Consider the following 12,541-nt stretch of genomic DNA (forward strand, 5'->3'; position numbering starts at 1 on the left):
AATCGCGCAAGACGGTGCTAGGCTGGATGTAACACTGCCATAAAAAAATCGCCACTAAAAAAATAAAAAGAAATCAATTCAGTCCATTGACCCTCCTAACCTTTACAAATTTTTGTTATATTAACAGATGAGAATATTTGGAAGGGGAGAAAGAAATGAATGAACTAGTGTTTAAACAGTTTGAGAAGACAAGAGGTTATTTTATTAATAAGAGCGGGTCAATATCAAAGGATGTAGCCAGGATACAGCCAGACGGTTTTAACAACACGATCCATTGGCATATTGGCCATGTATTAACGGTCTGTGAACAGTTTATGTTTGGCTTTCCCCGCAAAACAACCCACCTCCCTGCAAACTATATTGAATTATTTGGGAACGGTACTAAGCCGGCAGATTGGAAAGGTGATATTCCTGAAACAGATGAGCTCATTATACAGTTGAAGGATCAATTGGCCCGAATACAGCAAATTCCAGCTGAACAGTTAAATGAAAAGCTGGATAAACCATTTTTGGGACTTGAAACCTTTGGTGAATTAGCTGAATTTGCGCTATTTCATGAGGCAAACCATTTGGGGCATATTCAAGCGATGGAACGGGTTATTAATCATTTAGAAGTAAAGAACTAAAATAAATGATTTTAATTTCGTCATAAACGAAACAAAGGATGCCTCTCGACAGTAAGAACTGCACCATGGGGCATCCTTTCATATTTTAATCTAATTTCTCGTTACCAGAACATCTGTATTTGGCGGTTCATACCCCAACTGGCGGGCCATCGCCATAATCTGTCCTTTGTGGTGGTATTCGTGAATGACCGTATGCATGAACAGTTTTCGTGGAGTCATGGTTATCTCATCAGTGGATTCTCTCCAAAGAATAGACTGCACGATTGCCTCATCCATTTTTTGAGAAAACGACTCAAGAACTTCATACACATAAGCATCTGTCTGTTCAAAACTCTTTACTTTGCCTGGAACTCTGAACTTTTTGAATATAGAAGATCTGTCCAATTTGATAAGTGTTATGTCTGCTCAATTTGATCACTCCCCCCCAAAGCTCATCTAAAGGAAAATGGGGGATTTGTTCATGCAATTTTAATTCCATGGCTGCCTCATTCTCATTTGCCTCTAAGCTAATCCCTATTTTAATCGTAGTACAAGTTCTTCCCATTACATTACGGTAAAATCTTCAGCAGTAAACCAAAAACACTTAAAAGGCCTTAGCCCTATGGGATATAGAGCTAAAGCTGCCTATGGCTTTTTTATTATTTACACTCTCTTCTTTACAGGGGGCAGATCACATGAAAATGCATTACTTAACTGAGAGACAGGCGCTCATTACAGATCCTTTTTCTTAAAAAACAATTGTTTTATTTTCATGAACAATAATCCGGTCTTCTAAATGCCATTTAACCGCTCTGGCAAGAACACTTCTTTCAATAGAACGTCCGCTCTTTTTTAGATCATCTATATGATCCCGGTGGTCGACACGCTTGATATCTTGTTCAATGATTGGTCCTTCGTCAAGATCGTTTGTAACATAATGAGACGTTGCCCCAATTATTTTTACTCCGCGCTGATGGGCTCGATCATATGGCCTCGCACCAACAAATGCAGGAAGGAAAGAGTGATGAATATTAATGATCTTGAACGGATGAGCCCCAACAAAGGCTGGCGTCAAAATTTGCATATATCTGGCTAAGATGATTAAGTCAATATCAAATTCTTTTAAAAGCTGCAGCTGTCTTTCTTCCACTTCCTCTCTATTTTCTTTGCTTGCTGGTATGTAAAAGAATGGAATATGCATGGATTCTGCAATTTGTCTTGCTTCCTCGTGATTGCTTACAATAAGAGCGATGTCGGTAAGCAAATCACCACTTTGCCATTCCCATAACAGCTCACGTAAACAATGAAGTTCTTTTGATACGAAAATAGCTGTCTTCTTCAATTCATAAACAAATGCTAATTTCCATTCCATTGAAAATGTTTCTGCGATTTCCTTAAATTGACTCTTCAACTCTTCTTCCTTCGACTGTAAACCCGGACATTCAAACTCGATTCGGATAAAAAAGGTGCCACCCTCTGGATTCGTCGAATATTGACTCGATTCGATAATATTAGCATCATGCTGGAACAGAAACTGGGATACAGCAGCCACAATACCCGGTTGATCAGGACAATTGATAAGCAGCCGCCCCCTGTTTTTTTGACTTTCTCTAAATACTTGAAGTTGATCTTGAATAGATGAAATCATATGAATCTCCTTTTTTAATTTTAATTACTATAATAGACTTATTGTTCAGGATTTAAAAGCATATTTTTTATAAAGTTATTTATTTGGGTTTATGGGATAGTTTTACATGGAGGAATGCTGAAAAGCATCTAGGCCACTGTCCACTCACCTGCATTTAATCAAGTGGCATTTGGTGATATCAACCCGAAAAAAATATGTGCGTCTCCCTTAACTCTTAAAATTATTCATATAATACTTCCAAACCATTCAGCTTACAAGTGAATACCTTTTGTAGATAAAAGAAAGAACCGATCACACATGATCGATTCTTTCATAGAAAAGTCTCCTCTACGATTCAAATTTTATTTAATGTTTTAATATCTTAATATAACTAGTAGTAAGTACAATCACCCCAGAAAGCAGTATAGACACACCTAGTGAAAAGAGGATTGGGAAGTAAGGGGTCTTAAGTAGAAATAGTAACCCCATAAAAACAATTGAGATTATTATTAATGTTAAGCCTGGTATATGTTTTTTATTTACTCTATTCTGTGAATATGGAATAAAAATAAAGCATAATGTAATCGGAATAAAGTACAATATGAACAATACAAAATGATTCATATATTTACTCCTCTACAAATTAATTTTTAATTGGAGTAAACAATTGATCGATATTAATTTCTTGTTTTCTCTTAGAGGATTCAATAGCCGCTAAAGCGAACTTTAATACTTCCCTTCCCTCTTCCCCATTGAGTAATGGCTCTGTGTCATTTTTTATAGCCTCGATAAAGTTCTTTGTAGAATCAATGAAGGAATCGGCCCAGTCGTCTCTTAAATCTTCGTAGTTTATAGTTTTTCCATCACGGTAAACAATAAGAGTAGGAATTTGTAACATTTTAGCAGTACATCTGGTTATCCAAAGCACGCCTTTTGATCCGGTAACTTCTACTCGTTCGTCACAAGCATAATAATCTGTATTAATGTGTAGATCTTTTGAATAGGTAACGTCCATTATTCCATATTTTTTACTATTTTTATATTTCCACATAATCATTGCAGGAGCGTCTTCATAGAATTCTCCTGGTATAACATCTGTTCGATCAATCCAGGCGGAAACCTTTTCTATATCTCCCATTAGATATCTGGCTAAAGAGAATTTATGGTAGCCATCATCAAAAACCAAAGGACCTCCACCGCATATTTCTTCGTTCATTCTCCATGACCAAGTATCTTTAGTAACTTCCCACCCTGTATCCTGTTTTCCTGCGTTCAGTTTAATTCTTATCGAAATTGGATCACCAATCTCCCCCGCATCAATTAATTCTTTTGCTTTTACATAAGGTGGGTAACTAACAAAGTTTTCATAAACTTTCAATTTGACCTTGTTTTTTCGTGCAGCTTCAACCATTTGATCGGCTTCTTCGATTGTTAAAGCCATTGGTTTCTGCACAGACACGTGCTTACCAGCTTCACATGCCTTTACAGTCATGGAGCAATGAAGATGGTGAGGAACTAATAACTCTACTGCATCAATATTTGGATCGTTTAGAACTTCATAGTAATCAGAATATATCTTTTCTGCCCCCCATTCTTTAGCTTTTTCCATGGCTTTCTCTTCATCCAAATCACATACAGCATATATTTTTGCATCTGGATGATCTAAATACCCCAGTGAGTTTAGAGTAGAAATCCGTCCGCAGCCTACAATACATACATTAATAGTTTTCAACATTGGCACCCCTATCCTGTTTATTTAGCTCTATTCTTATCCAACAACACTGCAGCAACAATTATGAGCCCTTTAATAATCTGTTGATAATAAGTTGGAACATTCATCAGGTCAAGGCCATTATTAATAACCCCGATAATTAGAGTACCTAGTAAAGCGCCTAATGGGTGTCCAATCCCCCCTGAAAAGCTTACACCGCCAATAACAACAGCTGCAATGGCATCTAGTTCATACCCGACAGCAGCATTTGGCTGACCTGCTCCAACCCTTGCAGCCAGAACTACTCCGGCCAGACCAGTCAATAATCCCCCTATAACATAAACCCAAACTTTTACTTTAGTAATATTAATACCCGACACCAATGCTGCTTGTTCATTTCCACCAATCGCATATAGGTGTCTCCCAAACCTCGTCTTTTTCAATAAAATGGTTGTCACGAAAATCATTAAGAAAAAAATATAGACCGGTAAAGGGAGACCAAGGAAAACCGTGCTTCCCAATGTGAAAAATGTCTCCGGCAATCCCGAAACCGGCATACCATTACTAATTATTAAAGCAATTCCCCTTGCAACCGTCATCATTCCAAGCGTAACAATAAATGGGGAAATTGCTCCTTTTGCTGTTACATATCCGTTAATCATTCCTGCAAGTCCGCCTACAGCAATAGCAATTAGTATACACAAGATAAGAGGTATGCTATTTTGGGCACATACTGCTACTACTACAGAAGTAAGGGCTAGAATTGATCCTACTGATAGGTCAATTCCGCCGCTAATAATGATCATCGTCATACCCATGGAAACAATCCCAATAATAGAGACTTGTTTTAGGATATTAATTAAATTAGCAGAGGTTAAAAATACTGGTGAAGCAAATGATAAAAAGATACAGATCGCAATAAAACCAATTAAAATACCGTATTTACCTGCATAACCTTTAATCTTCAATCGACTTTGCGACCATATATTTTTGGTTTGACTTTCCAAATGTGTATTAGCCTTCAACTTAGTCCCTCCTTCTTATGAAACGTTCCTACCCATGGCCAATTGAAGTATTTTTTCTTGAGTAGCATCTTTTTTCAAGAGTTCTCCGGTAATTTGACCCTGGTGGAGGACGAGGATTCTATCACTAAGCCCCAATATTTCCGGCATTTCTGATGAAATCATTATAATGCCTTTTCCTTGCTGAGCAAGTTCGTTTATAATCTTGTATATTTCAGATTTTGCTTTAATATCAATCCCTCTTGTAGGCTCATCAAGAATAATAATTTCCGGGTCTGATAGAAGACACTTAGCTAGAACCACTTTTTGCTGATTTCCTCCACTTAAAGAAGAAGCTGATTGCTCCATGTTACTTACCTTTATCCTGAGTTTTTCGATAATTCTCTCTACTACGCTTCTTTCCTTTTTGGCTTTAATCAAGCCTTTTTGTGTATAATTTCCAATGGTTGTAAGGCTGATATTTTGACGTATTGAATGATTTAGGACCAGGCCTGAATTTTTTCTGTCTTCCGGCACTAAAATTATTTTGTTTTTAACTGCATCTTGCGGATGTTTGAATATGACTTTTTTACCTTTGTAGATCAATTCTCCTTTGTCTAATTTACGTAAGCCGAAAATAGCTTCCATAATTTCAGTCCTGCCTGCGCCCATAAGTCCAGCAAATCCTAAGATTTCCCCTTTCTTAAGCTGAAAGCTAATATTTTGAAAGAGACCTTTTGATTCGAGGTTATTGGCTTTCAATATAACCTCTCCAGTGTTATGAGTTACTTGAGGAAACACATCTTCAATTTTTCTTCCTACCATCATAGAAACCAGTTGATTCATATTAATTTCACGAATACTCTCTGTGCCAATGAAAGACCCATCCCTGAGAACAGTTACATCATCACATATCGAAAAAACCTCTTCCATTTTGTGTGAAATATATATAACTGTTACACCATTAGTTTTGAGCTTTTGGATGATTTGAAATAATTTATCCACTTCTTTATTGCTAATAGCTGAAGTTGGTTCGTCCATCACAACAATTTGAGCTTGATAAGATATTGCTTTTGCAATTTCAATAAGCTGTATTTTAGCTACACTTAAGTTTGCTACCAGCTCAGTCGGTGCGACCTGTAAATCCAGTTCTTTAAGTAAATGACTGGTTTCTTCGTTCATCCTTTTATAGTCAATAAAGCCTGTTCTTTTATTAATTGGCTCCCTGCCCAGAAAAATATTTTCAGCAATACTTAGATGCGGAACAGGATTCAATTCTTGGTGGATCATAGATATTCCAGCAGCTAAAGCATCCGATGGTTTGTCCCATGTTACTTCCTTATTATCAATACAAATCGTCCCTTGATCGGGCTTATTGATACCTAACAATATTTTCATAAGAGTTGACTTACCCGCTCCGTTTTCACCCATCAAAGCATGGACAGAACCCTTTTTTACATTAAATGAAACATTATCTAGGGCAATTACCCCTCCAAATGCTTTATGGATATTTTGCATTTGGAGGATATTTTGACCTGTCATTGAAACCACCGCCTTTATGTGGATGACATCTCCCGTTAATTAATTGTACTTTTCTGATAATTCATCGCGTTCTTCGGCCATTTTTTTATATTTATCGATGTTTTCCTTCGTGATTAACTCATAAGGAATTAAATAGTCATCAATCGTTTCACCCTTTGCTGCTTTAACAGCTAGATCTAAAGAATATTTACCTTGGCCAATTCCATCTTGCCAAATTGTCCCACTAATTTGTCCATTTTCTATACCTTTAAGCATATTTGGGATTGCGTCCATACCAAGAACAAGAATGTCATTAGATTTCCCCACTGCATCAATTGCAGACTTGGCCCCTAGTGCCATTGTGTCGCTGTTCGCTGCTATGGCATCTATATTTTTCCCTGTGACCAGCCAGTTTTCAACTATAGATAATGCTTTATCTGTTTGCCATTCTGCTGTGTTTTCAAAAATAATTTGCATATTAGGATTTTCTTCTAAGATTGATTTATAGCCTTCATATCTTCCGATTTGAGCAGAATGCCCCATCGCCCCATGTAAGATGGCAACGTTGCCTTTCCCGCCTAATTCCTTAGCGATGAAATCCATTTGTATTTTTCCAGCTTCAAAATCATCAGATCCTACAAATGCGCTTGCTTTGCTTTGATTGTCTGTTTGAGTATTAACAGTAATGATCGGTATGCCTGCTTTTACTGCTGCATCCACAGCTGGTGCAGATGCAATTCTATCTACCGGGTTTAAAATAATAGCATCTGCCCCCTGGCTAATAAAATTTTCAATTTGACCAATCTGCTTATCAGCTCTGTCCTCAGCATCTACAACAACAACATTCACACTTTTCCCATGCTTTTTTGCTTCTTCCATTATTCCGGCTCGAATATAGTTCGTAAACATCCCTTTAAATCCTTGGATACTTACCCCGATTGAAATGGTATCTTCTGAATCAGAGAGGTTTTCGCTTTTGTTACTTGCCGTTGCTTCTTCGCTTTGCTGGTTGGCACAACCTGATATAAATAGCAATACTAATAGACTAATGACGAACAAACTAGACAAATTCCACTTCTTTATCAAGAAACCCATTTTAATTTCCCCCTAGCTTTTATAAAAAATTAAAGTCGCATCCCTCATCAGCCTGTAGAACATGTTGTTGATATAATTTCGTATACCCTCTTTCAACCAATTCCGGTGGCGCCCATTCTTTTCTTCTGCTCTCTAATACTTCCGTTTCTACATGAAGAGTTAGTTGTTTCTCTTCAATATTTAATTCAATTTCATCCCCTTCCCTAACCAGTGCTAATGGCCCGCCCACTGCAGCTTCTGGGGCTACATGTAAAATAACGGTTCCAAATGCTGTGCCGCTCATACGACAGTCTGAAATTCTCACCATATCCCTTACACCTATTTCAAGCAACTTTCGAGGAATTGGAATCATTCCAGCCTCTGGCATTCCCGGTGCTCCTTTTGGACCTGCATTTTGCAAAACAAGGACACTATCCTCTGTAACTTCCAAGTTCGGATCATTAATTCGTTGTTCCATATCGGCAATTGATTGGAATACAACTGCTTTTCCCCTGTGCTTTAACAACTTCTTTGTCGCAGCTTTAGGTTTAACAATACAGCCGTTTGGAGATAAATTTCCTTTTAATACAACGATTCCACCATCCTTATATAAAGGGTTGTGGACTGGCTTTATTATATGGCGGTAGACTTCATCCACCTTATGATCTTTTATATTTTCAGCAATTGTTTTACCGGTAACGGTCATTTCATCTTTACTCATCAATGACAAGAGTTCTTTTATTATTGAATTGACACCACCAGCATAATAAAAGTCTTCCATTTGATACTCGCCGGCAGGACGGATATTTCCTATAAAAGGGGTAGTATTACTAAGACGATCAAAATCTTCAAGCTTTAGTGTAATACCTCGCCTTCTTGCAATTGCTATCAAATGAATAACAGCATTTGTTGAACCCCCAATTGCCATTAAAACTCTGATTGCATTTTCAAAAGATTGCTTAGTTAATAGTTTGGATGGCCTTTGATCTTCATTTACAAGTCTTACAATTGCTCTACCTGTTTCCTGGGCATGAGATAGTCTTTCGTTATGAGTTGCCGGTATTGCCGCACCTCCCGGAAGCATCATTCCCATCGCTTCCGTACAGGCAGCCATAGTACTTGCAGTCCCCATAACCATGCAATGTCCGGCAGTTGGTGCCAATCTTGAATTGATTTCATTCAGTTCTTCTTCACTGACCGTTCCAGCCTTATATTCTTGCCAGAAATGTCTGCAGTCAGAACAGGCACCAAGTATTTTGCCCTTATATTCTCCATTATTCATAGGACCACCAGTAAACATAATCGCTGGTTTATCTGCACTAACAGCTCCCATAAGCAAAGCTGGTGTAACTTTATCACAACCTCCAATTAACACAACACCATCAATTGGTTGGGCCCTTATCATTTCTTCTGCATCCATTGCAAGCAAATTTCTGTATAACATTGTTGTTGGGCTAGTAAACATTTCGCCTAATGATATGACTGGAAACTCCAGTGGAGTTCCTCCCGCCATAATTACTCCCCTTTTAATTGCTTCTATCATTGGTTTAAGGTGGTTATGACAACGATTCACTTCACTTGAGGTATTACATATACCAATTACCGGCTTTTGAAAATCATCAGGATGATGTCCCAGTTGTCTTTGAAATGCAGTTACTAAAAACTCGCTGAACCCCTTGTCTCCATAAGATGTTCTGTTTTTCATTATTGCTCACACTCATTCTTAAATTTCATAGATATATATTTAGTTTCCAGGAAATCCAGCAAACCTTCCTTTCCTCCTTCACGTCCAACACCAGATTCCTTCATCCCTCCAAATGGAGCCTGCGCAACCGCTGGAATAGCATCGTTAAGCCCGATTATGCCATACTCCAGTTTTTCAGAAACACGTATTGAGCGACTGTAATCGTTGGTATAAAAGTATGCAGCGAGTCCATATGGAACATTATTTGCACGCTCTATAACTTCGTTCTCTGTCTTAAACGTAAGGATGGGTGCAACAGGACCAAACGTTTCTTCCTGACAAATATACATATCTTCAGCTACGTCTAATAAAATGGTAGGTTCAAAAAAATTACCTTCTCCATTAATTTGTTTGCCGCCTGTAATAAGTTTCGCACCCTTGTTCAGAGCGTCCTCAATGTGATTTTTGGATTTTTGGATGGCGTCCTTATCGATAAGTGGTCCAATATCCACTTCACTTTTGAAGCCTTCACCAACAGAAAATGCATTAACTTTTTCAGCAAACAAACTGATGAACTCATCCATTATTGACTCCTGAACATATATGCGATTTGCACAAACACATGTCTGACCAGCATTTCTGAATTTACTTGCTATTACGCCATTTACAGCATCTTCTATATCAGCATCATCAAATACTATAAAAGGTGCATGACCTCCAAGTTCCATTGATACACGTTTCATCTGATTTGAAGCTTCTTTTGTTAAATACTTGCCAACGTCTGTTGAACCAGTAAATGTAATCTTTTTTACAGCAGGATTGTGTAGCAGTTCTTCTCCAACGTCTCTAGGTTGTGAAGTCGTGATGAGGTTTATTACACCGGGAGGTAAATTGCATTCTTCTAACACTTTAAACAACGTTACAGCATTTAAAGGTGTTTGTTCTGCAGGTTTTACAACTACAGTACACCCTGCTGCTAAAGCTGGTGCTATCTTTCTAGTAATCATAGCTAGCGGGAAATTCCAAGGGGTGATCGCAGCAACAACTCCTACAGGCTGTCTAGATATTACGATTCTCTTATCGGCAGCATTTGAAGGAAGGGTCTCTCCATAGATTCTTCTGGCTTCCTCTGCATACCATCTGAAAAAACTTGCTGCATATCCTACCTCATTTATTGCTTCTTTCAGTGGTTTCCCCTGTTCTCTCGTAATCATTTCGGCTAATAGATCCTGATTCTTAATCATCGAGTCATAACAAGCCATTAAGTAATCAGAGCGTTGAATAGCCGGCACAACTGACCACTTTTTAAAGGCTTCTTCTGCAGCGTGGATAGCATTAGCGGTATCTTCTCGATTGCCATCTGCTACACTATCTAAAAGAGACCCATTAGCAGGATTATAACTATTAAATTCCCTCCCAGTTTCCGATGCACTCCATCTTCCATTAATGTAAAGCTTACTCAAACTGTTCTCCTCCTTATTTGGTTAATGATTTTAAAGTACACTTTCTTCTGCTTTTTCTTTTTCGTAAACCTTTCGTTTATCTGAAAGATAAGTTGGTACTGGCACATCCCACCATCCTGTTGAGATTCCACCTGAATATGGATATTCACGATTTACTGTAATTTCGATAAGCGATGGTCCATTTTGTTTGAAAGCATTTTTTAAAGCAGACTTAATCTCATTAGGATTGGAGATGTGTTGAGAATGAACACCAAATCCTGCTGCTACCTGAGCGAAATTAGGGGTATAAAGTTCCCCCTCATTATCCATCCTGAATTCTGTTGCCATAATTCGCTCCTTACCAAACGCAGAAATTTGCAGGTCTGTAATAGCTTGCCAGCCTGAGTTATTGAGAACAATAACTACAATTGGAATATTGTATTGTACAGCTGTGGCAAGTTCTTGCAGGGTCATCGAAAAATCCCCATCCCCCACTACTGCACAAACCTGTTTGTCTGGAGCAGCTAACTTTGCCCCTAAAGCTGCAGGGAATGCATATCCCATGGTAGAAAATCCTCCTGTTGTGACATTAGTTCCCGGGGCAAGGAAAGGGAACTCTTGTAAAATTTGTGCCTGGCTATTACCTGAGGATGTCACAACTATCGCATCTCTATCTAAGTATTCTCTTAATTCCTTATAAAAACGAGAAATAGTTGCAGGTGAGCGATTATCATTCTGAATCTTATGCATATATGCAAACCATTCGTTTTTCTTACGTTGTATTTCATGATAATAATCAGAATCCTGCCAGTCCTTCATTAATTGATTCTCATGAATGTATCGAATCATATTGGCTAGAACATCTTTTGCATTGCCAACAATTCCAATTTCCACAGGATAATTTTTACCTATTTCGTGTGGATCAATATCTACATGAATTAATTTCGTATCAGGAAAATTAAATGAAACCCCTTTTCGGTAGGAGGATGTTGTCTCATCTGCAAACCTGCAGCCTACTGCAAGAATAACATCAGCCTCTTTAGCAATACTGTTTCCACAGTGGGTACCTTTGGATCCGGCAATCCAACCATATAAAGAATGATCTTCTTCTATAGCACTTTTGCCACTGAAAGTGCATAAAACTGCAGAACCTGTTGCTTCTGCTAAATTTTTCAACTCTTCATAAGCACTTGATGCATGGATCCCTCCCCCTGCTAAAATCACAGGACGCTTAGCATTTAGCAATATATTTACAGCTTTCTCAATCCCGGGTATAGCCATAATTTCTGTATAGTCATCTGAAACTCTTCTTTTCCTGGAATCATCTAATGTGACGTCTATCGAATCTGCTTGAACATCCATTGGTAAATTTAGTAGAACAGGGCCTCTTCTGCCTGTCATCATCTCATTAAATGCACTATTCATAATTCTGGGTAATTGTTCGACTCTTGTAGCCTGCCAGCTCTTTTTGGTAATAGGTTCAAATACTCGAACGGAATTTGCCCAATTGTATTTTTGGATTTCCTGGAGTACCCCTCTGCCAAACATATGTGTATGGGTTTCCCCTACTACAGTAAAGACAGGGACAGAATCTACGAAACTAGTTGCAAGACCAACTGCTGTATTAATCGCCCCTGGACCTATCGACGCATATGTTGCAAGCGGTTTCTTTTTTACCCTGTAATAACCATCTGCCATATGGATGGAACTCTGTTCATGTCTTGGCATAATACTTTTAATTTTATCTTTCCGTTTAACAAAGGAATCAACAAAACTTAATATTCCGTGACCAGGTATACCAATAATGTAAGGAACCTCTTCTTGGATCAAGTGTTCTAAAATAATTTCACTGCCAGTTAATCGCACAAATACCACC

The 12,541-nt window shown here is 38.2% G+C and carries 10 protein-coding genes; 1 reads left to right on the forward strand and 9 read right to left on the reverse strand.

The annotated features are described in order from the left end of the window. The first annotated feature begins 155 nt into the window (after positions 1-155). Positions 156-626, forward strand: coding sequence for a DinB family protein (locus tag M3205_RS02885; protein ID WP_095245141.1), 471 nt, complete (start codon positions 156-158; stop codon positions 624-626). 90 nt (positions 627-716) lie between these two features. On the opposite strand, the gene M3205_RS02890 is transcribed toward M3205_RS02885, so the two are convergent. The 9 genes from M3205_RS02890 to M3205_RS02930 all read right to left on the reverse strand — a co-directional run bounded on the left by M3205_RS02890 (position 717) and on the right by M3205_RS02930 (position 12,531). Further along, the gene (locus tag M3205_RS02890; protein ID WP_251168552.1) at positions 717-1,010 is read right to left on the reverse strand and encodes a DinB family protein; all 294 of its coding nucleotides are present in this window, start codon (positions 1,008-1,010) and stop codon (positions 717-719) included. A 343-nt stretch (positions 1,011-1,353) separates the two neighbouring features. Further along, on the reverse strand, positions 1,354-2,253 hold the full coding sequence (purU, locus tag M3205_RS02895) for a formyltetrahydrofolate deformylase (protein ID WP_095245142.1): 900 nt from the start codon (positions 2,251-2,253) through the stop codon (positions 1,354-1,356). 622 nt (positions 2,254-2,875) lie between these two features. Next, on the reverse strand, positions 2,876-3,967 hold the full coding sequence (locus M3205_RS02900) for a Gfo/Idh/MocA family protein (RefSeq protein WP_095245144.1): 1,092 nt from the start codon (positions 3,965-3,967) through the stop codon (positions 2,876-2,878). 17 nt (positions 3,968-3,984) lie between these two features. Continuing rightward, a complete protein-coding gene (locus M3205_RS02905; RefSeq protein WP_095245145.1) occupies positions 3,985-4,968 on the reverse strand; it encodes an ABC transporter permease in 984 nt (327 codons plus the stop codon). Positions 4,969-4,983: 15 nt separating this feature from the next. After that, the gene (locus M3205_RS02910; protein WP_095245146.1) at positions 4,984-6,486 is read right to left on the reverse strand and encodes a sugar ABC transporter ATP-binding protein; all 1,503 of its coding nucleotides are present in this window, start codon (positions 6,484-6,486) and stop codon (positions 4,984-4,986) included. A gap of 39 nt (positions 6,487-6,525) precedes the next feature. Beyond that, positions 6,526-7,560, reverse strand: a complete 1,035-nt coding sequence (locus M3205_RS02915; RefSeq protein ID WP_095245147.1) for a sugar ABC transporter substrate-binding protein — start codon at positions 7,558-7,560, stop codon at positions 6,526-6,528. Positions 7,561-7,579: 19 nt separating this feature from the next. Continuing rightward, the gene (locus M3205_RS02920; RefSeq protein ID WP_251168553.1) at positions 7,580-9,244 is read right to left on the reverse strand and encodes an IlvD/Edd family dehydratase; all 1,665 of its coding nucleotides are present in this window, start codon (positions 9,242-9,244) and stop codon (positions 7,580-7,582) included. After that, positions 9,244-10,686 carry an NAD-dependent succinate-semialdehyde dehydrogenase gene (locus tag M3205_RS02925; RefSeq protein WP_095245149.1) on the reverse strand — a complete coding sequence of 481 codons (1,443 nt, stop codon included), beginning with the start codon at positions 10,684-10,686 and terminating at the stop codon, positions 9,244-9,246. Before M3205_RS02925 ends, M3205_RS02920 begins: the two co-directional genes overlap by 1 nt. A gap of 30 nt (positions 10,687-10,716) precedes the next feature. Continuing rightward, positions 10,717-12,531: a thiamine pyrophosphate-binding protein gene (locus tag M3205_RS02930; protein WP_179289057.1), complete on the reverse strand. Its 1,815-nt coding sequence runs from the start codon at positions 12,529-12,531 to the stop codon at positions 10,717-10,719. Positions 12,532-12,541: the final 10 nt, after the last annotated feature.

The organism is Cytobacillus firmus (assembly GCF_023715565.1).
Taxonomy (GTDB): domain Bacteria; phylum Bacillota; class Bacilli; order Bacillales; family Cytobacillaceae; genus Cytobacillus; species Cytobacillus firmus_C.